The following is a 25,180-nucleotide window of genomic DNA, read 5'->3' on the forward strand; positions in this document are numbered from 1 at the left end:
GCGCCTCAAGCGATGCGGATGGCGAAGCCGATGGCGCGGTAGGCGTTCTCGGTGAGGAGGGCCTGCTTGGGTTCGGCGATGTCGCCGAAGTGGATCGCCGGTTTGAGCTTCGCGAGCCTCGGGTCTTCGAGGATGCCCTCCACGGGGCCGCCGGTCACGAGGGCGTCGAAGTCGGCGTTGCCGAGGACGGCGACGACCGCGTCCCGGGCGCGCTTCTCAGCGGCGTGGGCCTGCCCTTCGCGCCTGCGCGCGAAGCGCTGCTGGGACTGGCCGCCCGCTTTCGTCTTGCCCTGGACGTAAGCGGTGTCGGTCTTGGAGACCGTGACGCGGCCGTCGACGATGATGCCGACCGAGTACGCGCCCTTGCGGGCCAGCAAGACTGCGATGCGGCGGGGTTCGAGGGCGTAGTCGCGAAGGTGCTCGGCGGCCTTGAGCGGGTCGTCGTCGAGCAGCCAGCCCGCGGGCAGGCCGCCGGCCAGCGTCCATACGACACTGGCCGACGTTCCCTCGTTCGATTCGATCGTCCAGGCGTCGCCTTCGGCGTGATGGCTCGCGATGCCGCCGTTGCGCGTCGCGAAGTTCGCGACCCACCTCGGAAGCCGTTCGGGCTCGACTTCGACGATCTTGCCGCCGCCTGAAGCGGGGCGGATCTTCACCATTCCTAGACGTTGAACCCTAGAGCGCGAAGCTGGTCGCGGCCGTCGTCGGTGATCTTGTCCGGGCCCCACGGCGGGATCCACACCCAGTTGATCTTGAGGTCGGCGGCGAGGCCGCCTTCCGGGCCGCTGCACAGGGCGGAGCGGGACTGGTCCTCGATGACGTCCGTCAGCGGGCAGGCCGCCGAGGTCAGGGTCATGTCGAGGGTGACCACGTTCTGCTCGTCCACGTGCACGCCGTAGATGAGGCCGAGGTCGACCACGTTGATGCCCAGCTCGGGGTCGACCACGTCTTTCATGGCTTCGAGGATGTCGTCCTCTTTCGCCTTCACGGTGTCGGTCATGCGTCGGTCCTTCCGGGGATCGAGGCTTCAGCTCTGACTAGGGCGTCCTGGAACGCCTTCCAGCCCAGCAGCGCGCATTTGACGCGCATCGGGTACTTCGAGACGCCCGCGAACGCGACGGCGTCCTCGAGCGACTCCTCGTCGCCCTCGGACTGGCCCTTGGAGTTCATCAGCTCGGTGAACTCGGCCAGCTTCGCCAGCGCGTCGTCCACCGTAGTGCCGTTGATGAGCTCGTACATCACGGAGGCCGAGGCCTTCGAGATCGAGCAGCCGACGTTGTCGTAGGAGACGTCGGCGACCTTGCCGTCCGCCACGTGGACCCGGAGGGTGATCTCGTCGCCGCAGGTCGGGTTGACCTGGTGCGACTCGCCCTCGTAGGGTTCGCGCAGGCCCGCGCCGCGCGGGCGCTTGTAGTGGTCCAGGATGACTTCCTGGTAGAGCTCGTCGAGATTCATCAGCCGAACACCTTTCGCACCTGGCCCAACGCCTCCACGAGCCGGTCTATTTCCTCATGGGTGTTGTAGAGGTACCCGGAGGCGCGCGTGGTGGCGTTGACGCCGAAGCGGGCGCAGGTGGGTTTGGCGCAGTGGTGGCCTACCCGGACCGCGATGCCCTCGGCGTCGAGGATCTGTCCGACGTCGTGCGGGTGAACCCCTTCGAAGGTGAAGGAGACCGTGGCGCTGCGCCCGATCGGGACGCGCGGGCCGATGATCTCAAGGCCGTCCACGGTCTCGAGCCTGTCGAGCATGTAGCCGGCGAGCTCCTTCTCGTGGGAGCGCACGTTCGCCATGCCGAGCTTGTCGAGGTAGTCGACGGCGGCGGCGAGGCCCACGGCCTCGGCGATCGGCGGCGTGCCGGCCTCGAACTTGGCGGGCGCGTCGGCGAAGGTGGTGTGCTCCATCGTGACGGTCTTGATCATCGAGCCGCCCGTCAGGAACGGGGGCATGGCGGCGAGCAGGTCCGCTTTCGCCCACAGGACGCCGATCCCGGTCGGGCCGAGCATCTTGTGTCCGGTGAAGGCGATGAAGTCGACGCCGAGTTCGGTCACGTCCACGGGGAGGTGCGGGACGGACTGGGAGGCGTCGAGCCCGACGAGGGCGCCGACCTCGCGTGCGCGCCGCGTGATCTGCGAGGTCGGGTTGACCGTGCCGAGCAGGTTGGCGACGTGGACGAACGAGATGACCTTGCAGCGTTCGGTGATGACCTCGTCGACGGTGTCGAGGTCGAGGCGGCCGGCGTCGGTGATGCCGATCCACTTCAGCGTCGCGCCGGTCCGCTGGCAGAGCTGCTGCCAGGGGATGAGGTTGGCGTGGTGCTCCATCTCGGTCACCACGACCTCGTCGCCGGGGCCGAGCTTGAAGCGCGGGTCGGCGGCGGGGTCGAAGGCGGCGTTCTGGAACGCGTAGGCCATCAGGTTGATCGACTCGGTGGAGTTCTTGGTGAACACCACTTCGTCGGGGCTCGGGGCGCCGATGAACGCGGCGACCTTGGCGCGGGCGCCCTCGTAGGCCTCGGTGGCCTCGGAACCGAGCGTGTGGACCGAGCGCGAGATGTTCGCGTTCGAGTGGTCGGTGAAGTGGCGCATGGCCTCGACGACCTGGACCGGCTTCTGCGAGGTCGCGGCCGAGTCGAGGTAGGTCAGGGGCTTGTCCCCGATCCTGCGCTGCAGGATCGGGAAGTCGGCCCTGATGGCCTCGACGTCGAGCTTGCTGGCAGCCTCCACGGCTCCTTCTTCCTGTTGGCTAGGCGGCCTTCGTGCCGACGTAGGACTCGTAGCCTTCGGCTTCGAGCTTGTCGGCGAGTTCGGGGCCGCCCTCTTCGGCGATCTTGCCGTCGACGAAGACGTGGACGAAGTCGGGCTTCACGTACCGCAGGATGCGCGTGTAGTGCGTGATGAGCAGGACGCCCGGGTTGCTCGTGGCCTTGGCGTGGTTGATGCCCTCGGAGACGATGCGGAGGGCGTCGACGTCGAGGCCGGAGTCGGTCTCGTCGAGGATCGCCATCTTGGGCTTGAGCAGCTCCATCTGCAGAATCTCATGGCGCTTCTTCTCGCCGCCGGAGAATCCCTCGTTCACGTTGCGGTTGATGAACGCCTCGTCCATCTTCAGCTCGGCCATGGCGCCTTTGAGGTCCTTCATCCAGGTGCGGATCTTGGGGGCCTCGCCGTCGACGGCGGTCTTGGCGGTGCGCAGGAAGTTGGAGACCGAGACGCCGGGGACCTCGACCGGGTACTGCATGGCGAGGAAGAGGCCGGCGCGGGCGCGCTCGTCGACGGTCATCTCGAGGACGTCCTCGCCGTCGAGCAGGACGGAGCCGGAGGTGATCTCGTACTTCGGGTGACCGGCCAGCGAGTAGGCCAGAGTCGACTTGCCGGAGCCGTTGGGGCCCATGATGGCGTGGGTCTCGCCGGAGCTGATGGTCAGGTCGACGCCGTGCAGGATCGGCTTGGCGCCCTCGTCGGTGTTGACCGAGACGTGCAGGTCGCGGATCTCGAGCTTGCTCATAACTGTTTCCTTCAGGCGTTTTCGGTGGTCTTGGGCTTCAGGCTGAGATAGACGTCGCCGTCGCGGATCTCGATCGGATAGGTCGCGACCGCGGTCGTGGCGGGCGGGCCGGACGGCTTGCCGGTGCGCAGGTCGAAGGTCGACCCGTGCAGCCAGCATTCGATCGAGCAGTCCTCGACGTCGCCCTCGGAGAGCGCCACGGCCGCGTGGGAGCACTCGTCGTAGAGGGCGAAGGCCTCGTCTCCTTTGCGCACGAGCACGATCGACGTGCCGTGGATGTCGGCCGCGATGGCCTCGCCCTCCGGCAGTTCGTCGAGGGCGCATACGCGCAGGAAGTCGTTGTCGGTCATTTACGCACCGGCCTCGACATCCGCGGGTGCGAGGAATCTGCCGGCGTCCAGGCGGGCGACGACGAGCTCGGTGAGCTCCTCGCGCAGGCCCTCGTCGGGGATCTTCTGGACGATCTCGTTGAAGAAGCCCTTGACGACCAGGCGGCGGGCCTCCGCTTCGGGGATGCCCCTCGACTGGAGGTAGAACAGGTGCTCCTCGTCGAAGCGGCCGGTGGTCGAGGCGTGGCCGGCGCCGACGATCTCGCCGGTCTCGATCTCGAGGTTCGGCACCGAGTCGGCGCGGGCGCCGTCGGAGAGCACGAGGTTGCGGTTGATCTCGTACGTGTCGGTGCCGGTGGCCGCGTCCTGGATGAGGACGTCGCCGATCCACACGGTGTGCGCGCCGTCGCCTTGGAGGGCGCCGCGGTAGTTCACGTTGGAGCGGCAGTCGGGGACCGCGTGGTCCACGAGCTGGCGCTGCTCCAGGTGCTGGCCGGCGTCGGCGAAGTAGAGGCCGAAGGCGTCCACGGACCCGCCCTGGGCGGCGTAGTCGACCGACAGGTACTGGCGGACCAGGTCGCCGCCGAGCGTGACGGCGATGTGGTCGAGCTTGGCGTCGCGGCCGAGGCGGGCCTTCTGGTGCTCGACGTGGGTGGACTCGCGGTCCCATTCGGCGACCACGACGAGGCGCAGGTGGGCGCCGTCGCCGACGGCGATCTCCACGTTGTCGCCGAGGCGGGCCAGGCCGGTGTGCCGCACGATCAAGGTGACGTCGGCGTGGTGGCCGACCTCGATGAAGGTGTGGGCCCAGGTGGCGCCGTCGAGGCCGCCGCCCGTCACGTCGATCCAGACCGGTTCGGTGACCTGCGCTTCGGGCGAGATCGCGACGAGCAGGGCCTTCTCGCTCTTGGCCCACGCGATGGCGCTGGGCCGGTCGAAGGGCTTGAGGATGGAGCCCAGGCGCTCGTCGTCCTTGCCGACGGCCTCGGCGCTGACCCCTTCGGGCAGGCTGCGGATCGCGTACTCGGCGGCCTTGGCCGCCGGGGCGGTCTCGAGGCTGTCGAGCCCGGCGAGGCGCTTGATGGGCGTGAAGCGCCAGTCCTCCTCCCGGCCGGTGAGGGCCGGGAAGTCCGCTGGCTCGAAGGAGCGCAGCAGCTGCGACTTGGTCTTCGGGGGCGCCTCGCCCGCGCCGTGGGTGTGCGGCTTGGCGACTGCCAATTCGATGCTCATGAAATCTCTGGTTTCCTCGTCCTAGCCGGGCCGCTTAACCGACGGCGCCTTCCATTTGAAGCTCGATCAGGCGGTTGAGCTCGAGGGCGTACTCCATCGGGAGCTCCTTGGCGATGGGCTCGATGAAGCCGCGCACGATCATGGCCGCCGCCTCGTCCTCGGTGAGGCCCCGGCTCATGAGGTAGAACATCTGGTCCTCGCCGATCTTGGACACGGTGGCCTCGTGGCCCATGTCGACGTCGTCCTCGCGGATGTCGACGTACGGGTACGTGTCGGAGCGCGAGATGGTGTCGACCAGCAGCGCGTCGCACTTCACGGTGGACTTCGAGTGGTGCGAGCCCTCGTCGACCTTGACCAGGCCGCGGTACGAGGTGCGGCCGCCGCCGCGCGAGATCGACTTGGAGACGATCGTCGAGGAGGTGTGCGGCGCCGCGTGCGTCATCTTCGCGCCGGTGTCCTGGTGCTGGCCCTCGCCCGCCATGGCGACGGACAGGACCTCGCCCTTGGCGTGCTCGCCGACCATGACCACGGCCGGGTACTTCATGGTGACCTTGGAGCCGAGGTTGCCGTCGACCCATTCCATGGTCGCGCCCTGCTCGGCGATCGCGCGCTTGGTGACCAGGTTGTAGACGTTGGACGACCAGTTCTGGATGGTCGTGTAGCGGACGCGGGCGTCCTTCTTGACGATGATCTCGACGACCGCGGAGTGCAGCGAGTCCGAGGAGTACACCGGGGCGGTGCAGCCCTCGATGTAGTGCACGAACGAGCCCTCGTCGGCGATGATGAGCGTGCGCTCGAACTGGCCCATGTTCTCGGTGTTGATCCGGAAGTAGGCCTGGAGCGGGATGTCGACGTGGACGCCCTTGGGCACGTAGATGAACGAGCCGCCCGACCAGGTGGCGGTGTTGAGCGCGGCGAACTTGTTGTCGCCCACCGGGATCACGGAGCCGAAGTACTCCTTGAAGATCTCCGGGTGCTCGCGCAGGCCCGTGTCGGTGTCCATGAAGACGACGCCCTGCTGCTCCAGGTCCTCGCGGATGGAGTGGTAGAGCACCGTGGACTCGTACTGGGCGGCGACGCCGGAGACGAGCTGCTGGCGCTCGGCCTCGGGGATGCCCAGCTTGTCGTAGGTCTTCTTGATGTCCTCGGGCAGGTCCTCCCAGGACTCGGCCTGCTTCTCGGACGCCTCGACGTAGTACTTGATGTTGTCGAAGTCGATGCCGGACAGGTCGGCGCCCCAGTTGGGCATGGGCTTGCGGCCGAAGAGCTTGAGGCCCTTCAGGCGCAGGTCGAGCATCCACTCGGGTTCGTCCTTGCGCGCGGAGATGTCGCGGACGACCTCTTCGGTCAGCCCGCGGCGCGCGTTCGCGCCGGCGGCGTCGGAGTCGGCCCAGCCGTACTCGTACCGCTCGAGGGAGGCGAGGGCCTCTGCTTGGCTCAGCGGCTCGGACTTCTGCGTGTCGGTCATCTCAAGTCTCACCTTTGACCTGTCGGGTTATCGGTCTGCGCGTTCGGGGTCTGGCAATGGCACCGGGCCTTCGGCGCCCGCGGCCCGGAGGCCGCGGTTCGTGCCGGGCACGTGGGTGGTGCACACCCCGTCCCCGTTGGCGATCGTCGCCAGGCGCTGGACGTGAACGCCCAGCAGGCGGCTGATCACCCGCGTCTCCGCCTCGCACAGCTGCGGGAACTCCGCGGCCACGCCCGCCACCGGGCAGTGGTGCTGGCAGATCTGCCCGCCTGAAGCGATGACCGACGCAGTTGCGGCGTAGCCCTCGCCTGACATGGCGGTGGCCAGCGCCTGCGCGCGGGCCATCGAATCGTCCGAGTCGACCGCGTCCATGGCGGCCCGGCAACGGGCCTCCAATCGCGCGACCTGCTCGGCGGCGAAGCCGCCTACGGCGTCCTCGCCTTCGAAGCGGCGGATCCAGCGCAGCGCCTCCATCGCGAGGTCGTCGTAGGTGTGGCCGAAGTTGGTGCGGGCGGCGGGCGTGAGCTGGTAGCTCTTGGCGGGCCTTCCGCGACCGGCGGTCTTGACCACGCGGGTCTCGACCTGGCCTTCGGCCTCCATCGCGTCGAGATGGCGGCGGGTGGCGGTGGCGGTGATGCCGAGGTCCTGCGCGAGGTCGGCGGCCGTGGCTTGACCGCGTTCGAGCAGCAACCGGGTCACTCGGCGGCGGGTGTCCCCGTCCGTCGAGTGGCTGGTCGCCCTCGTCACCATTTCCACAACACAAAGCTTACTTAATTCGGCGCGGCACGTCGAGATGGCCGCCGGTGAGACGGGGCACGCAGGTTTGCCTAACCTCACATTCCTCAGGTGCCGCTCCAGCCCACACCTCGAGGCCCGGCCCGAAGCCGTGACCGGGGACAGGGATAAATTCGCGGCGTGAACCTGTTGCAGCGGTGGTTTGGCAGACCGGGCGCGGTGCGCCGGTGGGCGCTCGCGAGCGTCATCGCGAACGTCGGCATCATCGTGACCGGCGGCGCGGTGCGGCTGACCGAGTCGGGTCTGGGCTGCCCCGAATGGCCCCAATGCACAGCCGACTCGCTGGTGGCGACCCCTGAGATGGGGATCTACGGCGCGATCGAATTCGGGAACCGGGTCCTGACCTGGGTGCTCGTCGCGATCGCGATCGGCGCGCTGGTGGCGGCGTGGCGGCGGATCCCGCGGCGGTCGTCGCTGGTGAAGCTGGCGTTCGGCGCGTGCCTCTATGTGCCGGTTCAGGCGATCCTCGGCGGCATCACGGTCTGGACGGGCTTGAACCCGTGGGTCGTGGGACTGCACTTCCTGGCCTCGATCCCACTGGTGGCCCTCTCCGTGGCGCTGTACGTGCGCTCGGGCGAGCCGGACGGCGAAGTGGTGCCGCTGGTCCCCCGCCCCGTGCAGCTGCTCGCTCGCGGCCTGGTGGGGGTCGCCTTCGCGGTGATCGTGCTCGGCGTGGTCGTGACCGGTTCGGGCCCGCACGCGGGCGACGCCGAGACGCCTCGCAACGGTCTGGACCCGGCGCTGATGTCGCAGCTGCACGCGGACCTGGTGTGGCTGCTGCTCGGCCTCACGGTGGCGCTGATCGCGGCCCTGCACGCGGTGAAGGCCCCCGAGGCGGCGAAGCGCGTGGCGTACACGCTGCTCGCGGTCGAGCTTCTGCAAGGGGTCGTCGGCTACACGCAGTACTACCTGGATCTGCCGGTGCTCCTGGTCGGCCTCCACATGTTCGGCGCCGGGGTGCTCTGGGTCGCGGCGGTGGCGGTCCCCTTCAGCCTCCGCAAACGCGAACCGAGCATCGAAGCGGTCCCCCTCCACTACGAGATCCACGGCGACCGGGAAGGCGACCGAATCCTCGACCCCGAACCCGTCGCCTGACTCGCTCAATCCGCAGGTGCACGAATCCGGCTGCCAGGAGTGACGGGGGTGGCCGGCGAAAGACCGGGGGCGCTGGACCGGGGCCGGGTCGGCTTGAGGCGAGGTTCAACCAGCCACCAACGGAACGGTGCGGCAGCGGCGGCGCCTTGTCGGTGCATCCCGAGGCCACGTTTCGTTCGCATGCCCGCCGGTGGGGTCGCCGAGATGCCGCACGGATTCGGGTGAATGGTGCAACCGTCGACCGCGGTCACCGCGTATAGCCGGCATCAGAACTTCCCATAGGAAGGTGGTTGCATGACGGCGATGGAGTCCGGGTTGGCCGGGGCGGCCGGCCGTATGGAGTCGAGCGCGCGGTTGTTGCGCGGGTATCGGGTCGCGTCAGCGCTCAATCTCGTCGCCCTGCTGGTCTATTACTGCGTCAGCTCGACCGTCGAGATGATCGTGGGCGACCCGAACGAGGGCATCTCGTGGCAGGACCCGATCCTCGTCACGGCAGTCGCGGTTCCGGTGGCGCTGTTCCTGGGCGCGCATCTGCCGCTGCTGCGCGCAGCAGCGCGACGGGTGGACGGTCTGCGCTCAGGTGAGGAGGGCGCCCGCCGGTCGGCGCACGTCCTGTCGTACTGGTTCGCGGTCGCGTGGGGCTTGACCGCCTGGCTGATCACCTACGTCTTCCACGTGGAAGAGAACGGCTTCGGCCTCGACGAGTCGAACTGGCCGAGGGACGGCTTGCTGCACGCCGGCGGCTGGCTCGGTGCGGCGGTCGTCGTGTTCTCGGCGGCGCTGACCATCGGTGCGCTTGCGGTCGCCGTGGCGACCCGTCGCGTGCGCGACTGAATTCGAGCAAGGCGCGGCCCTGGGCTTTCGCCCGGGGCCGCGTTCGTTCTTAATGGCGCCCTTGTGGTTTCAGGGTGATGAAGGTGACGGAGTAGGGCTCGAACTCGTAGGTGAACTCGTTGCCGAGGCCCTTGACCTCCTCGGTGGCCGGGTAGACGACCTGGTCCTGGCCGAGGAGGTTGTCGCAGCCGGGTTCGCAGGCGATGGTGGTGACCTCGGCCGTGCTTCGGAGGCTCTGCCCTTCGATTTCGACGTCGGTGGCGACCGCTTCGCTCTGGGCGTTGACGACCTTGAGGGTGACCTCGCCGGTGTCCTCGTTGCGGGTGACGACCTGGTAGAGCGGTTCGACCGCCTCCTTGTCCTCGAACGTGAAGGCCTGCACGCCGTCCACGTAGCCGGTGACGGTGCGGCCCTCGACCTCGATCTTGAGGTCGTAGGTGCGGCCGGTCTCGATCACGGTGTCGTGGTTGAGGAGCGTGGACTTCGCGCCGTTGCCGGCCTTCTCGACGGCGCTGGTGGTGTTGTTCCAGCCGCCGAGGTTCCACCAGTAGTAGTCGTCGGAGCCTTCGACGCCGAACATGACAAGGAAGCCCTCGCTGCCGGCGGTCTTGGTGGCCTTGACTTCATACGTGTAGTTCGACCAGTCCGCCGAGCCGGCGGTGCTGCGGGCGTCCTCGACGAGCGCGGTCTGGCTGTACGAACCGTCTGCCGCCGACCAGGCGCCGGCGGCGTTGCCGCCGACGGTCCAGCCGTCGGCGCCCGTGGAGAAGTCGTCGCTGAAGAGCTCGGTGCCGTCGGCGGCGGTCACCTTCACGTCATCGTAGGTCGCGGCGGTGTTCCAGGTGGCGAGGCCGATGCCGCCCTGGATGTCGGGCGAGGCGATCGGCGTTGCTTCCAGAGTGGAGGCCAGCACTTCGTCTCCGGCGTTGGTGCTGAAGAGCTTCTGGACCTCGTAGCTGGCGGACTTGACGGCCTGGTGGTTGTCGTACCAGATCATGTCCGGCGCCCAGTCGATGTAGTCGATGTTGGACAGCAGCGGGGCGTAGGAGGCCATGTCGACCACGTCGCCGTTGCGTTCGATGCCCGTCAGGTAGGAGGCCTCGGAGAGGGCGCTCCACCAGGTGTTCGAGCGGGAGGCGTACTCGCCGACGAACACGTGCGGGCCCATCCGGTCGTAGCCGTCGTAGCGCGTGTTGTTGGAGAAGAACCACTCGGGCGAGTTGTAGTAGTGCTCGTCGACGAGGTCGACCTGCTGCTCGCGCATGAACTCCCAGCTGCGGTCGAAGACCGCGCCGGAGTCGTCGATGCCGGAGTTGCCGACGATCTCGATCTCGGGGTGGGCCTCGCGGAGCGCTTCTTTGAAGGCCGGGAAGTTCACGTAGAACTGGTCCTTGTACTCCTCGTTGCCGAGGCCGATCTTGGTGAGCCCGAAGGGCTCCGGGTGGCCCATCGCGGCGCGAAGCGAACCCCATTCGGAGTCGGCGGGGCCGTTGGCGAACTCGATGAGGTCGAGCGTGTCCTGGACCCAGGTCTGGAGCTCGGCGGCATCGGTGATCTCGGCGGACTGGCCGCAGCCGGTCACGCCGACCGGGACGACGGGCAGCGGCTGCGCCCCGATGTCCTCGGCGAACTGGAAGTACTCGTAGTAGCCGAGGCCGTAGGTCTGGTTGTAGCCCCAGAAGTTCTGGTTGGTCAGGCGCTCCTCGACGGGCCCCACGGTGTCTTTCCAGTTGTAGGCGCGCTCGCGGCCCTCGCGGTCGAAGTCGCCGGTGTTGACGATGCAGCCGCCGGGGAAGCGCAGGAAGCTCGGGTCGAGGTCGGCGATGAGTTCGGCGAGATCCTTGCGCAGGCCGTTCTCCCGCCCGAGGAAGGTGTCCTGCGGGAAGAGCGAGACCATGTCGAGGTCGGCGGCGGCGTCGGTGGTGACCGCGAGGCGGCCGTTCACAGTGGAGGCGCTGGCGTTGAGCACTGTGGAGAGTTCCACCCATTCGCCCGCGCCGGTGTTGACGGTGGCGGTGCCGCTGACCGGGTTGCCGTCGGCGTCGAGGAGCCGGGCGGTGAGGTTCGCGTTCTGGTCGGCGCGCGCCCAGACGCTGAAGTCGTAGGTCTCACCGGCTTCGATCGCCATGCCGCTGTTGTAGCCGGCGTTGACGATCGCGGTGCCCGCTTCGGCGGCGAGGTAGTGGACGTTGTTCTCGTGCAGGCCGTCCGTGTCGGCCACTGCGGCCTCGCCGTTCACGGTCCACGAGGTCAGCGAGTGGTAGGAGCCCTCGTCGGCCGGGCTGAACTCGAAGGAGCGGTTTTGGACGAGCTCGGCGTAGAGGCCGCCGTCTGCGGCGTGGTTGATGTCCTCGTAGAACAGGCCGTAGAGCTCGTCGGAGATCGCGGTGGCGTCGTCGAGGTCGACGCGGATGCTCGCGTCGGCCTCCTGCGCCGACGCTTGGGAGGCGGAGAAGGTGGAGAGCACGATGGCCGCCGCTGCAACGACGGTCACCGTTCTCGTTCTGGTCGGAGGCTTCATCGTCTTCCGTCCTGATGTGAGGGAGGGTCGAAATATGTCGATGTATTGTGCATGTTAACGGTCACTCGCGTCAAGAGTCCGCACTTGGACCGATCTGCCGGAGGCCCAAGGGGCTTGGACGCCATACAATCCCGGCGTGACTCAAGCGCTCTCGCGGCACGACCGCGTTCTCGGATGCCTCATCGGCGGGGCGGTCGGCGACGCCCTCGGATATCAGGTCGAGTTCAACCACTGGGACCGGATCAATGTGTCGTGGGGGCCGGAAGGAGTCACCGAGCTCCGCCGCAACCAGATCTCCGACGACACCCAGATGACCCTCTTCACCGCCGAAGGACTCCTGGAGGCATCGGCGGGCGACGAGTTCGAGTCGGTCAAGCGCGCCTATATGCGCTGGTACGCGACGCAGAAGGAGTACCTGCCGCCGAGCGGCGCGCGGGGGCTGGCCGCCGAGCCGTGGCTCTACGACCGCCGCGCCCCGGGCAACGCGTGCCTCTCAGGCCTGCGGGCCGGCGGCGGGCCCGGCGTCAACATGGACTCGAAGGGCTGCGGCACCGTCATGCGCTCAGCGCCGTTCGGATTCCACTTCGGACCGGATGAGGCGTTCGCGCTCGCCGAGCGGTGCTCGGCCCTGACCCACGGCCACCCGACCGCCGGGGCCTCGGCGGGCGCGTTCGCGATGATCGTGGCGCACTTGATGAACGGCGAGACGCCGCAGCGCGCCGTCTCCGCGACCCTGCTGCACCTGCGCGGCGGCCTCGACCGCTCCGAGACCGCTGACGCGCTGCAGCAGGCGTACCGGTTGGCGGGCAACGTCCCTCCCGGACCGAACACCTGCGCGCCGCTCGGCGAAGGCTGGATCGCCGAGGAGGCCTTGGCGATCGCCGTCTACTGCTTCCTCGGCACCGACGACGTGCGGAAGGGCCTCACCGCCTCCGTGAGCCACAGCGGCGACTCGGATTCGACGGGTGCGATCCTAGGGAACCTCTACGGCGCGGCGTACGGCCATGCGGCCCTGCCGAGGGAATGGGCCTCGCAAGTGGAGGGACGGGACACGATCACCGCATTGGCCGCCCGAATGGAACCCGTTGCCTGAGCCCGAAACCGGCGCATGACGGGGAAGGCGTACCTGTGCCAAGCTGGACGGATGACCGCACGCCCCCTCCGGAGCCGGCGCGAGATCATCGCCCTGCTCGTCCTCGTCGCCGCTCTCGCGGGCCTGTCCACCTGCTATGGAGCGCTCAACCACGGCCCCGAGGACATGGTGCTCCGAACGCCCCTCGACGAGCGCATCCCGCTCGTGCCCGCGTTCGTCATCCCCTACCTGTCCGTGTTCGCGCTCGCGCCGCTCACCTTTCTCGTGTTCGGTCTGCGCGCGGCCGACCTGCTGCTGAGCACCCTGCTCGCGGCGGTCGTGCTGCTGCTCATCGCCTACACCGTCTACCTCACCGCGCAGACCTACGTGGCCCGCCCCGACGAGCTCGGCACCGGCCCTCTTTGGGACGGCCTGCGGCTCGTCTACGGCAATGACGAGCCCTACAACGCCTTCCCCAGTCTCCACACTGGATTCTCGACGGTCTTCGCGATCCACTGGCTGCGCTTCGGCGGCCGCGTGGGGATCATCTGCACGACCTGGTGCGCGCTCGTGGTGGTCTCCACGGTGTTCGTGCACCAGCACTACCTCGCCGACCTCGCGGGCGGCATCGCCGCCGCGAGCCTGGCCTCGTTCGCCGCCTGGCGCTGCCGAGGCCTTTGGGCCGCACCGGATGGCGAGACGGCGAATCCATGACCGCCGCAGTCGTCCAGGGACCGCGCCCGAGCCGCGGGAACCGCGTCGAGTTCCTGATCGACAACGAGGCCGCCTGGGGACGCCTCGCCGAGGACATCGCAAGTGCGCGGACCTCCCTGCGCTGCATGCTGTTCATGCTCGACCTGCCGCACGTGCGCCTGGGCTTCGCCGAGGACCCGGCGGGCCGCCCGGGAGCCCCGGGCAGCGTCCGGATGGAGGAGGCCCTGCTCGCGGCCGCCCGCCGCGGTGTCGAAGTCGACGTGCTGCTCAACGACGTCCGACCCGGCTGGTCCCCCGCCAACACCAGCCGGGCCGTGGAGCGGTACTTCGCCCGGCACGACGGCACCGGCCGCATCCGGTTGCGGCGCTTCACGACACCGCAGGCCGCCCCGATCCACGCGAAGCTCTTCATCATCGACGACGCGCTCGCGTACTCGATCGGGTCGATCTTCGCCCAGGAGTACTTCGACGGCCCCGCCCACGCGGTCGACGACCCGCGGCGCGGCCACCTGCGCTGGCGCAGTTCGGTACTCGCCCCCAATCACGACGTCTCCGCCCGCGTCACCGGGCCCGCCACCGCCGACCTGGACGCGGTGTTCCGCCTCCACTGGGACCACTGCGGGCCCGACGACCGCACCGAGCGCAAGCCCGACGACCGCACCGGAACGATCCCGGTCCAGGTCACCCGGACCCTGCACGGCGGCCGCTTCGCCGCACTGCCGCAAGGCGAGACGGGCGTCCACGAGTCCTACCGGACGGCCCTCGCCGAGGCCGAGGAGTTCGTGTACCTGGAGAACCAGTATCTGACCTCGACCGCGATCGTGGACGAGCTCGTCGCGGCCTTGCGACGCAGCAGGGACCTCCAGGTGATCGCGCTCCTCAACAGCCGCCCCGACATCCCCGGCTACCCGCGCTGGCAGGCTGAGGCCCTCGAGCGGCTGTGGACGGGCGTCCGCAGAGCGGGCGCGGCGAACCGGGTCGGCGTGTACACCGCCTGGAGCCACGAGGGCCGCTCGATCATCCGCACCCACATCCACTCGAAGGTCGCCATTGTGGACGACCGGTGGCTGACCGTCGGCTCGGCGAACCTCGACGGCTTGTCCACGCTGGCTTCCGACCACCGCCGCCGGGCTTCGCTCCCCGTCCGCTGGCTCGGGCGGGTGTCCGGGGTCTTCGGACCCGAGGCTCCGGAACTGGTGCGCGCCACCGAGGTCAACCTCTCGATCGCCGACTTCGACGGCGGGGACGGCGCGGCGGTGCGGCACCTCGCCTCCGGATTGCGGCGCCGGCTGTGGGCCGAGCACCTGGGCCTCGACGACGCCGAACTCGTTCGCCCCGAAGGGGGTTGGGCGGCGCTCTGGCGCGAGCGGGCCGAGCTGAAACTGCGGGGACTGCGCGAGGCGCCGGGCGAGCCGGTGGCCTCTCGGATCCTGCCGTTCCCGCACGAGGGCACACGCGTGCCGCTCGGCCTCGAACGACCGGAGGCGTACCTGCGGGCGCTCGGCCTCGGGACCGAAGGCCTCGACGTGCGCCGCAGGTTGCGGTCGTTCCGGTTCGACACCGGGGCGTGGAAGCCCTAGGCCCGCTCCAGCTCCTTCGCTCCCCGCGCCGCGATGGCGGCGGCGATGTTGGCGTGTCGGAACTCGTAGGTGCCGCCCGCCTGCCGCCGCAGGATGCCGCACTTGTGGGCCTCCTCGAGGAAGTGCATGACCTTCCACGGCAGGTGCCGCTTCGGCGCGAGCACCAGGATCGCCAACGCCAAGTGCACGAAGGCGACGGCCCCGGCCTTGCCGCCTCGCAGTGCGAGCGCCCATTGCGCGCCGTAGAGCAGCGCTCCCGCTAGCGCGCAGGCGATCGCGAAGGCCACGCTCAACCAGATCCGGTCGGAGGTCACGAAGGCGACGACGAAGGCGGGGACGGCGTAGGCGGCACCGAAGACGTAGCCGACCCGCAGGTCGCGAGTGAGCAGCAGGCGCGGGTTGGTCGCTTTCGCGGCGGGGTCGGGGGTGACGAGGGCGTACATGGCGCCGATCGGGAGGGCGAAGCCGAAGCCGATGAGCGGGCCGCGTTCGGGGCCGAGCATGGCGACCCCGGCCACGGTGGCGAAGAGGAAGATCGGAATGCCGCTCTTGAGGGCGGTCATGAGCTGCTTGCCGTCGGTGTGGACCTGGGTCTCGGCGGGCAGCGGCGGGCGGTTGCGGTAGCAGAAGTAGCCGAGGAGGCAGGCGGCGAAGAGGCCGAGGAGGCCGCCGACGAGCCAGGCGCCGCGCGGGTCGAGCCCGGCCTGCTCGAAGCCGATGCGGCCGCCGAGGCCGACGGCGGCGAGGGTGAGGGCGAAGCCGATGGCGCCGGCGGCGATTCTGGTCGGAGTGCGGGCGAGCATGGACAGCTCCCACCACCGGATGGCGTCCCAGGTGTCGCCGTTGCGGGTGTTCGCGGCGAGGTATTGGAGCGAGCGCATGGCCTCTTCGCGGGCGAGTCGGCCCTTCTTCCGTTCGATCTTGCTGGGGCGCTGTTTGAAGCGGGTGGGCGCGAATTCGCGCAGGACGAAGGCGGTGACGGCGGCGGCGTCGGGGAAGCGGCGGCGGTCGGTGAGATGGGCCGGTCGCATGTCGGTCTTCTCCCAGATCTCGATGGTGAGCCTGAGGACGAGCGGTGAGGTGAGTGCGAGGAGGGCCGGGTTGCCGCGCCGGAACGGGAGGTCGCGGAGGTCGTTGAAGACGGGCCGCCATTCGTCGTGGGCCTCTTCGAGGATGACGCGTTCGAGGTAGGCGCGGACCTGCTTCTTGGTGAGCGGCTGGAGTTCGATGACGGTGGCGTCGTCGAGCGGTCCGCCTCTCCTTTCGGCTTCGGTGTACTCGGGGGTGCGGGAGGAGAGGATGAGGCCGGGCAGTTCGAGGGCGGTCTCGTTGAGCGAGGCGATGAGCTGCTTGCGCAGTTCGAGGGAGGTGTCGCCGGTCGGGCCGCCGGTCTCGGTCGCCTTGACGCTGATCTCGTCGAACGAGTCGAGGACCGGGAGGATGTAGCCGCCGCGGATGAGGAGGGCGGGGAGGTCGGGGCCGTAGTCCTCGGCGGTGAGCCAGGTGTGCTGGTCGGTGAGGCGGGCGATGAGCCAGTCCTCGAAGCTGTCGGGGGTGTTCCAGTCGGCGAGGGTGAAGAGGACGGGGACGCGTCGGGCTTGGGGGCCGCGGGTCTTGAGGAGGCGGAGGGTGAGGTAGACGAGGGAGGCGCTCTTGCCGCTCTCGGGACCGCCGAGGAGGACGAGCCGCGGTGAGCCGTGTGCGGCCAGGTCGTCGAAGAGGCCGGGGAGTTGGGTGAGGGTGCGGTCGCGGCGGCTTCTGGGGGCGCGGCGTCCGGCGGCGTCCCAGTCGAGGTCGATGAGGTCTTTGGCGCGGTTGAGTTTGAGGTTGGTGGCCTCGCTGAACCACTGCTCGCGGACGGCGGCGGCGAGGCGGTCGGCGGCTTTGCCGAGGCGGACTTCGTCGGCGGGGTCCTCGGGGCGTCCTCGGCGGCGGATGGCGCGACGGGTGCTGAGGAAGACGAAGGGCAGCACGAGGACGGCGACGACGGCGATGCGCAGGTACAGGTTGCCTTGGAACCAGGGCTCGGCGGCGGGCAGCAGCATCGGGATCGCGACCACGGCGAGCATCGCGGTGGAGACGCGGGTGAAGAGGCTGTCGTCCTTGACGGGCTTGTGCTGGTCGGGTGCGTCCGTGGGGGGCTGGGTCACCGGGGTCCTCTCGCGGCTGGGCAGCACGTTCGTTTCCCCCGTCATCGCAGTATGACATCGGCGCGCCGGGCGTGCTCGCCTCGCAAGGGAAGCGAAGGGGCGGCCCGGCGTGTGCCGGGCCGCCCGTTCATGTGTCCGCTAGGCCGCGGCCCGCACTGCCGCCGCCACCGCCGGGGCGACCCGGGGGTCGAGCGGGGACGGGACGATGCGGTCGGCGGCGAGGTCTTCGGCGGCGATGTCCGCGATCGCCTGGGCCGCGGCGAGTTTCATCGCTTCGGTGATCTGCGGGGCGCCCGCGTCGAGGGCGCCGCGGAAGATCCCGGGGAACGCGAGGACGTTGTTGATCTGGTTCGGGTAGTCGCTGCGGCCGGTGGCGACGATCGCGGCGTACTCCGCGGCGATCTCGGGTGCGACCTCCGGTGTCGGGTTGGCGAGGGCGAACACGATCGCGTTGTCCGCCATGCCTTCCAGGGCCGATTCGGGGACGGAGCCGCCCGAGACGCCGACGAGGACGTCGGCGCCTTTGAGCGCCTCGGCGACGCCGCCGCTGCGGCCGGATCGGTTCGTCGCGGTCGCGAGCCGCGCCTTCACCGGGTTGAGGCGGTCGCGGCCCTCGTGGATGATCCCGGTGGAGTCGCAGACGATGAGGTCGCCGACGCCCGCTTCGCTCAGGATCTTGGTGATCGCGACGCCCGCCGCACCGGCGCCGACGACGGCGACCGTGAGGTCTTCGGCGCGGCGGCCCTGGAGGCGCAGTGCGCTGGTGAGCGCGGCGAGGACGACCACGGCGGTGCCGTGCTGGTCGTCGTGGAAGACCGGGATGTCGAGGAGGGCCTTGAGCCGGTCCTCGATCTCGAAGCAGCGCGGAGCGGAGATGTCCTCCAGGTTGATGCCGCCGAAGGACGGCGCGATGGCCGCGACGGCGGCCACGATCGCGTCGGGGTCCTTGGTGTCCAGGCAGATCGGGACCGCGTCGACGTCGGCGAACTGGCGGAACAAGGCGGCCTTGCCCTCCATGACGGGGAGGGAGGCGGCCGGGCCGATGTCGCCGAGGCCGAGGACGGCGGTGCCGTCGGTGACCACGGCGACCACGTTGGAGCGCCAGGTGTGGGTCCGCGCCAGGGACTCGTCGGCGGCGATGGCCTCGCAGACGCGGGCCACGCCGGGCGTGTAGGCGACCGCGAGGTCCTCGCGGCTGGCGAGTGGAACGGTGGTGGAGGTGCGCAGTTTGCCGCCCTCGTGGGCGACGAAGATCGGGTCTTGCAGGTCGATCATTGGTCAAGCCTCATTGCTTCGATGATGATCGCCGACTCTGCGTACGCCGAACGGATGGCTCCGGCTGAGATTTGAGTGGCTGAAGTTACAGACTGGGGATTGCCCAGGCGGTCAGTGTAGCTCAGCGGTGACCAGTATTCGGACAACGGCGGCAGTCCAGGCGGCGCATTTCGCGGTGTCGTCCCCGCCGGCCAACGATTTGGACAGGTGCACGAAATCGCTTGCGGCCCTTTGCAGTCCGACCCGCTGGAGTTCGGCGGCGGTGGCGTCCACGCGGCGCCGGGACGGCTCGCGGGCGCCCCGCAGGCCCTGGTGCGCGAGATCGGCGCATGCGGTGAGCGCGCCCTCGATCGCGGCGGCGACCGGGTCGGTTTCGGCCGCCGCGTCGACGGCCGCCAGCTCGGCCGTGTCGTCCCCCGGCGCGAAGTCGGGGATCACGGGGCCGTCCTCGGTGAGGAGCGCGGTGGGCTCGACGATGAGCTCGCCGCGGTGGCGGTGCACGTGACCGGCGACGCCGATGACCCCTTTGAGCAGGGCCTGCTCGGCCGCTTCAAGGGCGCCGGGTGCAGCGCCGCGATGGGGGACGCGAAGGATCGCGGTGCCGCCCTTGGGGGCGCTGATGCGGGCTTCGAGGCACTGCGAGGCGGGATCGTAGCCGAGGAGCCGGGCCTCCTCGACGGCGATGACGCGCAGGGATTCGGCGGCCACGCGCGGGCGCACGAGTGCGGGCGGGCGGGCGGCGAGTTCCTCGGCCAGGGCGTCGAGGTCGGTGGTGCGGAGCGAGTCCGGGAGGTCGTTCCAGGCCAGGCCCAGCGGCAGGACCTGGGTTTTGGCGAGTCGGCCGGTGCCGAGTCTGAGCGCGCGGGCCGCCGTGCGCGAGGCGGCCTCGGTGACGGTGTTCCCGGAGGCCAGAGCGCCGATCTTGCATCCGGCGAGGCGGCGCGAGGCGAGCTCTGATCCGGTGGGGCCGCCGTTCTCCGCGACGGGCCAGTCGCGCTGGACCGCGAGGACCATGCCGGTCTCGGGCTGCGCGAGGTAGATCTCGAGGGTGCGCGTGTCGCCTTCGGTGCCGACGCGGGCGCCGAGGCCGGTGAGGCGCACGAGGGTGAGCGGGGTGGCGTCGGCTTCCTCGCTGCCGAGAACCTGGGCGGTCGGGGTGCCTTCACGGTGTCTGGCGGCGCGGGCTCGGGCGGGGAGTTCGGCAAGGAGGACGGCGAGCCGCTGCGGGTCGTACGCGGCTGAGCGTTCCTCGTAGCGTTCGAGCTGGTCGATGAGGTCGTCGACCGCTCCGGCGGGCCAGTGGGCGCGGCGGCGGGTGAGGGCTTGGGACTCGCGTTGGAGCGCGGCGCGGAGGACGCCGTCGGCACCGACCGCGCCGTCGAGGAGGACGCGTTCGGCGAGGGTGAGGGCCTGGTCCAGGGCGGCGCCGAGGGCGGCGTCGAGGCCGTCGGTGGCGACAGCGCCGCCGACGCTGACGGTGATCGCGTCCGGTTCGGCGTCTCGGAAGGCCCAGACGGCGAGGACGATAGCGGCGTCGCGGGCGGGGCCGGTGGCGTCGGTGTGGACGTAGCCGAGGCCGGGGACGAGGAACTTCACTGTCGCCGCGGGGAGTTCGGCCGCGGCTGGCCGGTCGGGGCCGGGCCAGGTGAGGCGGGCGGTGTATCCGGCGCGGCGGGTCTGCTCGGCGGCTTTGAGGGCGTGGTGGCCGAGGGTGCCGCGGAGCTCCTCGTCGGTGATGGCGGCGGGGCTGGCGACCGGTTCGGTTGCTGCCGGAGCCGTTTCGGGCGCCGCTTGTGCGCGCTGGTAGGCGAGGACGGCGCCGACGCGGTGGCGGCACTTGCCGGAGGCGCCGCAGGTGCAGGTGGAGGCTTCGAGGCCGCCCGCGGCCGGGAGCGCGGTCTCTGCGCCGTCGGGGAAGACGGCGGTGAGGGTGCCGTCCTCGGCGAGCGTGACGGTGGGGGCCGTCCCGGCGTCGAGGTCCTTGGCGGCGCGTTTGACGAGGCCGCGGTTGGCAAGGGCCGCAAGGGCGTCGGGGGTGAGGGCGAGGAGGTCGTGCCTGGGTTCCGCGGTCACGTGCCGAGCCTTTCCGCAACGAATTCGACCAGGTGGGAGGGGGTCATGGCGCCGACGTGGGCGCCGGCCTTGGTGAGGCGGGCGGCCATGTGGCGGTCGAAGATCGGGTTCGCGTCCTCGTCGAGGGCGGCGAGGCCGAGCACCTGGGTGCCCTGATCGCAGAGCTGCTTGACGAGGTGGACGAGCCGGGCTTCGCTGCCGCCTTCGTAGAAGTCGCTGATGAGGGCCACGATGGAGCGGCGCGGGTTCTCGATGAGTCCGGCGCCGTACTCGACGGCTCGGGCGATGTCGGTGCCGCCGCCGAGCTGGACCTTCATGAGCAGTTCGACCGGGTCGTCCACATCGGAGGTCATGTCGACCACGGCGGTGTCGAACGCGATCAGGTGGGTCTTGAGGCCGGGGAGGGCGTGCAGGCATGCGGCGGTGACGGCCGAGTGGATCACCGAGCCGGTCATGGACCCGGACTGGTCGACGAGCAGCACGAGCTGCCACTGCTCCAGGCGTTTGGAAGTGCGCGAATGGAACTGCGGGCGTTCGATGGCGACGCGCCGCTCCTCGGGCTGGTAGTGCTTGAGGTTGGCGCGCAGCGTGCGTTTGAGGTCGAAGTCGCGGGAGCGGCGGTGGAAGCTGGGTTTGCGGGTGCGGCTGCCGGTGAAGACGGTGCGCACCTGCACGGAGAGCTTCTCGACGAGGCGCTGCACGACCTCTTCGACGATGCGGCGGGCGGCGGCGAGCACCTGCGGGTTCATGAGGTGCTTGGTGCGCAGGACGGCCTTGAGGAGGGCCGGGCTCGGCTCGATGCGCTCCAGCACATCGGGATTGGTGAGCACGTCGCTGATCTCGTAGCGTTCGATCGCGTCGCGTTCGAGCCGTTCGATGGTCTCCTTGGGGAAGAGCCGGTGAATGCCGTCGAGCCAGTCCACGGTGGTGAGCTGCGACGGCGAGTCGTCCGCGCCGCGCTGGCCGTCCCGGTCGCCTCGTGCCCCGCCGCGTCGGACGCCGCGCTTGCCGAGGTCGTCGTCGCGGCTGTAGAGCCAGTCGAGGGCGGCGTCGCGCCCGGCGTTCTCGGCGCTGAGGCCGCCGGTGCAGCTCTCGGCGGCGGGCCCGAGGATGAGCCGCCAGCGTTGCAGGTCGGCTCCGTTGTGCTCGTCCCCCATCAGGACTCCCCTCCGAATACGAGGTCTTCGCGGGCGAGGGCGGCCTCGACGCGGGCTTCGAGTGCCATCGCGGCGGCCATCACGACCGGGTCGACGGCGAGTTTGCGGGTGAGGCTGCGGGCGTCGCCGCCGCCTCGGACCGCTACGAGGCGTTCGGCGATGAGGCCGCGCTCACGCGGCGGGAACATCGCGAACGCCTGCCGCAGGGCCGGCAGGGCGATGAGGAACTCGTCCTCGCTGAGGTCGGCCACCAGTTCATCCACAGCGGACACGACACCCTGCTCCTCGGCGAGGACCTCTTCGCGGGCGACGGCGAAGAGCCCGGCGAGCCAGTCGCCGAGGCGGTCGGGGTCGGCCGCGCCCGCGGCGGCTTCGGCGGCGTTCGCGGGCGCGCCGAGCGCCCAGGCGAGGCCGAGGGCCGCGCCGCGCAGGTCGGGCGGGGCCTGGCCGTCGATCGCGATCCTTTGGGCCGCAGCGGCGACCGAGGCGGCCGGGGGCGTGAGGCCCGGGGCGTGGCGCACGGCGTCGCGCAGGGCGCGCATCGCGCGGAGGCGTCCGTGGTCGGCAGGGCCGGGCCCGGCGTGCAGGCCTTCGGCGAGCCACAGGAGGCGGTTCGCGCACGCGGTGACGACGGCGGCGTAGAGGTCGCTCCCGGCGGTGCCGAAGAGGTGGTCGTGGCGCCACAGCGCGAGCACGGTGGCGAGTGCGGGTCCGACCTCGCCGAGGTTGCCGCTGTCGTCCACAGCGGATTCGACGGCGGCGCCGAGGCGGTCGGTGAGGTGCGCGCGGCCGCACAGGGCGGCGTCGAACAGCATGGCGGCCAAGGCGTCGAGCGCGGTCTCGGCGTCGGCGCGCTGCTCGAGAACGGTCTGGGCGGCGTCGCCGAGGGTGGCGCCGAGCGCTCCGGACTCGATGAGCACTGGGAGCCGGTCGGCCCTCGAGTCGAGCGTCCAGTGCTCATGGGCTTGGACGTCCGCTCCCGCCGTGGGACCCTCGTCGCGCTTCACTCCGGGGAGGCGCAGGAGCCGCATGCAGTGGAGGACGCGGCTGCGTTCGAGGTCTTTGGGTTTGGCGAGGTCGAGGCGGAGCGGTCCGTCGCCGTCGAGGCGGAGGCGGGCCATCTCGGCTTCGGCGTCGTCCACGAGCGGAGGCCGGGGCGTGTCCGGGTGGAGGCGGCCGACCCGCTCGCCGGTGAGGGCCGCGGTCATCTCGACCACGACCGGATGCGTTCCGGCCGTGAGCAGTCCGCGGCGGGTCCACGGGAGCGGCTGCTCGAGGTCGTCGCTGATGAGGGCGCTGGCGAGGCCGTCGAGGAGGTCGGTGCGGCCGGGCCGTTCGTGGCCGCGCAGGCGCGCGAGGCCCTCGGTGAGGCTGCGTGCGCCGATGAGGTCCGAAGTGGAGACGTGCAGGCCGCGGAGGCGCAGGCGGGTGGTGATGCGCTGCACGAGCGTGGCCGCCGCCTCCTCGGGCCCGGCTTCCCAGAGGCGCTGGTAGTACTCGGGCGAGGGCATCCCGGACTGGTATCCGGCGAAGGCGTCGAGGCGCTTGAAGGAGTAGGGCACGAGGTAGCCGCCGGTCTCGGTGCCTTCGGGGGGTTCGGGCAGCGGAGGAGGGGCGGCGTCCTCGTTCTCGGTGGCGGCGAGCGCGACGAGGCGGCGCAGCGCGGGAGCGTGGAAGCCGCCGCAGACGACGAGCACGGGACCGTCGGTCGCCGCCAGCGTCGCGTGGATCCACTGGGCCATGAAGGCTTCGCGGGCGGTGTCCACATCGGCGGTCTCGGCCTCGCCGCGCACGAGGTCGAAGTACCGGTCGAGCCGGTCGGCGAGCCCTTCAGGGTCGGCGACCTCGACGAGGTGGTCCCAGAGTGCGTCCACATTGTCCACGGCGAAGGCGCGGCAGAGCCGGTCGGTGGCCTCGGTGTAGCGGCGCTCGGCGTCCGAGTACCGGTTCTCGACGCCGTCGAAGGCCTGGTGCCAGGCGGGAAGGTCGATGAAGCGGACCTCCGCCCCGGCGCGGCGGCCCTCGGCGAGCGCGACCCACTCGGGCGAGTAGTCGCACATCGGCGCCCAAGTGCGGCGCACCGCGAGGTCGGTGCTCGCGTACGAGTAGATCGCCACGGGCAGTTCGTGTTCGAGGGCGAGTTCGCCGAGGCGGTCGTTGAAGTCCGCCGGGCCCTCGATGAGCACGGCGGCGGGCCGCAGCTCCTCGATCCGCTCGGCGACGAGGCGGGCGCAGGCGGGCGAGTGGTGCCGCACGCCCTGGACGTGGAGGCGCTCGATCATCCCGGCAGCAGGTTCCGCGCCTGGTAGAGCGATTCCCAGTGCGGGCCTTTGCGTTTGGGGGCCTTCTGCTCGAGGTAGCGGCGCAGGCGCGCGAGGTCCTCCGCGTTGTCCTTGGCGGCGGCCCCGGCCATGCAGTCCACGATGTCCCCGGCGACGGCGGTGCCGCCGCGCAGGTACCAGGCCTTGATGCCCACGGCGTGGGCGACGGAGACGGCTTCGGCGGTCGACATGACCGCCTGAGGGCGGCCGGAGTTCGCGTCGCCGGTGCGGAGGTCGCGGAAGACCCGCACGAGCACTTCGAGCACGTCCCGCGACGGGGGCGCGGGCACGCCCGAGCGGGAGAGGGCAGCGGCGGCCTCGGTCTCGACCAGGTCGAGCTCGGTCTTGAAGTCGGCGATGGGGAAGACCGTCTCGAAGTTGAAGCGGCGCTTGAGGGCCGCGCTCATCTCGTTCACTCCGCGGTCGCGGGTGTTGGCGGTGGCGATGATGTTGAAGCCCTCGCGGGCGAACACCATCGAGTCGCCGTCGAGCTCCGGGATGGCGAGCACGCGGTCGGACAGGGGCGAGAGCAGCGAGTCCTGGACTTCGAGGGGGCAGCGGGTGATCTCCTCGAAGCGCACGACCCGGCCCTCGGACATGCCGCGCAGCAGGGGCGCGGGCACGAGCGCGCGTTCGGTCGGCCCCTCGGAGACCAGCAGGGAGTAGTTCCAGGAGTAGGCGATCTGGTCTTCCGTGGTGGACGCTCCACCTTGGATGGTGAGGGTGGAGTCGCCGGAGACGGCGGCCGCGATGAGCTCGGACAGCAGCGATTTCGCGGTGCCGGGCTCCCCCACGAGCATGAGGCCGCGGTTGGTGGCGAGCGTGACGAGCGCCCGGTCGATGAGCGAGGGGTCGCCCACGAACTTGCGGCTGATGCCGCGCGATTCGTCGCCCACGATGAAGGTGCGGGCGGCCTGGAGGCTGAGGGCCCACCCGGGCGGGCGGGGCGACTCGTCCTCGGCGGCGAGCTTCTCGAGCTCGGAGGCGTAGCGGCGCTCGGCGGGCGGGCGTTGGAGTTTCGGCTCTGCTGGGAGTGCGGTGGCGGTCATGGCGGCTTTCTGC

General features: G+C 70.3%; 21 protein-coding genes. 5 read left to right on the top strand and 16 right to left on the bottom strand.

Annotated features, from left to right (window positions below):
* Nucleotides 1-5: 5 nt before the first annotated feature.
* The 9 genes from O1R50_RS09765 to O1R50_RS09805 are packed head-to-tail and all read right to left on the bottom strand — an operon-like array spanning nt 6 to nt 7,281.
* Nucleotides 6-659: an acVLRF1 family peptidyl-tRNA hydrolase gene (locus tag O1R50_RS09765; RefSeq protein ID WP_270109804.1), complete on the bottom strand. Its 654-nt coding sequence runs from the start codon at nt 657-659 to the stop codon at nt 6-8.
* Between the two features lie 2 nt (nt 660-661).
* The gene (locus O1R50_RS09770; RefSeq protein ID WP_205325677.1) at nt 662-1,000 is read right to left on the bottom strand and encodes a metal-sulfur cluster assembly factor; all 339 of its coding nucleotides are present in this window, start codon (nt 998-1,000) and stop codon (nt 662-664) included.
* A complete protein-coding gene (sufU, locus tag O1R50_RS09775) occupies nt 997-1,455 on the bottom strand; it encodes a Fe-S cluster assembly sulfur transfer protein SufU (protein ID WP_270109805.1) in 459 nt (152 codons plus the stop codon). Before sufU ends, O1R50_RS09770 begins: the two co-directional genes overlap by 4 nt.
* Nucleotides 1,455-2,723 carry a cysteine desulfurase gene (locus tag O1R50_RS09780; protein WP_270109806.1) on the bottom strand — a complete coding sequence of 423 codons (1,269 nt, stop codon included), beginning with the start codon at nt 2,721-2,723 and terminating at the stop codon, nt 1,455-1,457. Before O1R50_RS09780 ends, sufU begins: the two co-directional genes overlap by 1 nt.
* Nucleotides 2,724-2,742: 19 nt before the next feature.
* Nucleotides 2,743-3,504 (bottom strand): Fe-S cluster assembly ATPase SufC, encoded by a 762-nt coding sequence (gene sufC, locus O1R50_RS09785; protein ID WP_270109808.1) that lies wholly within the window; start codon nt 3,502-3,504, stop codon nt 2,743-2,745.
* A gap of 11 nt (nt 3,505-3,515) precedes the next feature.
* A complete protein-coding gene (locus tag O1R50_RS09790) occupies nt 3,516-3,854 on the bottom strand; it encodes a non-heme iron oxygenase ferredoxin subunit (protein ID WP_270109809.1) in 339 nt (112 codons plus the stop codon).
* On the bottom strand, nt 3,855-5,063 hold the full coding sequence (gene sufD, locus O1R50_RS09795) for a Fe-S cluster assembly protein SufD (RefSeq protein ID WP_270109810.1): 1,209 nt from the start codon (nt 5,061-5,063) through the stop codon (nt 3,855-3,857).
* Between the two features lie 34 nt (nt 5,064-5,097).
* Nucleotides 5,098-6,531: a Fe-S cluster assembly protein SufB gene (gene sufB / locus O1R50_RS09800; protein WP_270109812.1), complete on the bottom strand. Its 1,434-nt coding sequence runs from the start codon at nt 6,529-6,531 to the stop codon at nt 5,098-5,100.
* Between the two features lie 27 nt (nt 6,532-6,558).
* Nucleotides 6,559-7,281, bottom strand: a complete 723-nt coding sequence (locus O1R50_RS09805; protein WP_270109928.1) for a helix-turn-helix transcriptional regulator — start codon at nt 7,279-7,281, stop codon at nt 6,559-6,561.
* A 165-nt stretch (nt 7,282-7,446) separates the two neighbouring features.
* Here O1R50_RS09805 and O1R50_RS09810 point away from each other — a divergent pair, with 165 nt between their 5' ends.
* Nucleotides 7,447-8,421 carry a COX15/CtaA family protein gene (locus tag O1R50_RS09810; RefSeq protein ID WP_270109814.1) on the top strand — a complete coding sequence of 325 codons (975 nt, stop codon included), beginning with the start codon at nt 7,447-7,449 and terminating at the stop codon, nt 8,419-8,421.
* A 294-nt stretch (nt 8,422-8,715) separates the two neighbouring features.
* Nucleotides 8,716-9,255: a hypothetical protein gene (locus tag O1R50_RS09815; protein WP_270109815.1), complete on the top strand. Its 540-nt coding sequence runs from the start codon at nt 8,716-8,718 to the stop codon at nt 9,253-9,255.
* 49 nt (nt 9,256-9,304) lie between these two features.
* On the opposite strand, the gene O1R50_RS09820 is transcribed toward O1R50_RS09815, so the two are convergent.
* On the bottom strand, nt 9,305-11,776 hold the full coding sequence (locus O1R50_RS09820) for an alpha-L-arabinofuranosidase C-terminal domain-containing protein (RefSeq protein WP_408612663.1): 2,472 nt from the start codon (nt 11,774-11,776) through the stop codon (nt 9,305-9,307).
* Nucleotides 11,777-11,912: 136 nt separating this feature from the next.
* Here O1R50_RS09820 and O1R50_RS09825 point away from each other — a divergent pair, with 136 nt between their 5' ends.
* Genes O1R50_RS09825 through O1R50_RS09835 form a run of 3 tightly spaced genes read left to right on the top strand, consistent with a single transcriptional unit; the run spans nt 11,913 to nt 15,142 of the window.
* Complete coding sequence (locus O1R50_RS09825) at nt 11,913-12,869, top strand: ADP-ribosylglycohydrolase family protein (protein WP_270109818.1); 957 nt, start codon at nt 11,913-11,915, stop codon at nt 12,867-12,869.
* A 51-nt stretch (nt 12,870-12,920) separates the two neighbouring features.
* Entirely contained in the window at nt 12,921-13,562 is a 642-nt protein-coding gene (locus O1R50_RS09830) for a phosphatase PAP2 family protein (RefSeq protein WP_270109819.1), read from the top strand.
* Nucleotides 13,559-15,142, top strand: a complete 1,584-nt coding sequence (locus O1R50_RS09835) for a phospholipase D-like domain-containing protein (RefSeq protein WP_270109820.1) — start codon at nt 13,559-13,561, stop codon at nt 15,140-15,142. Before O1R50_RS09830 ends, O1R50_RS09835 begins: the two co-directional genes overlap by 4 nt.
* Here the strand turns inward: O1R50_RS09835 and O1R50_RS09840 are convergent.
* From O1R50_RS09840 to O1R50_RS09865, 6 genes are all read right to left on the bottom strand, one after another.
* Nucleotides 15,139-17,292: a hypothetical protein gene (locus tag O1R50_RS09840; protein WP_270109822.1), complete on the bottom strand. Its 2,154-nt coding sequence runs from the start codon at nt 17,290-17,292 to the stop codon at nt 15,139-15,141. The genes O1R50_RS09835 and O1R50_RS09840 overlap by 4 nt on opposite strands.
* A gap of 138 nt (nt 17,293-17,430) precedes the next feature.
* Entirely contained in the window at nt 17,431-18,567 is a 1,137-nt protein-coding gene (locus O1R50_RS09845) for an NAD(P)-dependent malic enzyme (RefSeq protein WP_270109823.1), read from the bottom strand.
* Between the two features lie 111 nt (nt 18,568-18,678).
* A complete protein-coding gene (locus tag O1R50_RS09850) occupies nt 18,679-20,640 on the bottom strand; it encodes a hypothetical protein (protein WP_270109824.1) in 1,962 nt (653 codons plus the stop codon).
* Entirely contained in the window at nt 20,637-21,797 is a 1,161-nt protein-coding gene (locus tag O1R50_RS09855; RefSeq protein ID WP_270109825.1) for a VWA domain-containing protein, read from the bottom strand. The genes O1R50_RS09850 and O1R50_RS09855 overlap by 4 nt, the downstream gene beginning before the upstream one ends.
* Nucleotides 21,797-24,079, bottom strand: coding sequence for a DUF5682 family protein (locus O1R50_RS09860; RefSeq protein ID WP_270109826.1), 2,283 nt, complete (start codon nt 24,077-24,079; stop codon nt 21,797-21,799). Before O1R50_RS09860 ends, O1R50_RS09855 begins: the two co-directional genes overlap by 1 nt.
* On the bottom strand, nt 24,076-25,167 hold the full coding sequence (locus tag O1R50_RS09865; RefSeq protein ID WP_270109828.1) for an ATP-binding protein: 1,092 nt from the start codon (nt 25,165-25,167) through the stop codon (nt 24,076-24,078). Before O1R50_RS09865 ends, O1R50_RS09860 begins: the two co-directional genes overlap by 4 nt.
* Nucleotides 25,168-25,180 lie beyond the last annotated feature (13 nt).

This window comes from Glycomyces luteolus, assembly GCF_027622875.1.
Lineage (GTDB): Bacteria > Actinomycetota > Actinomycetes > Mycobacteriales > Micromonosporaceae > Glycomyces > Glycomyces luteolus.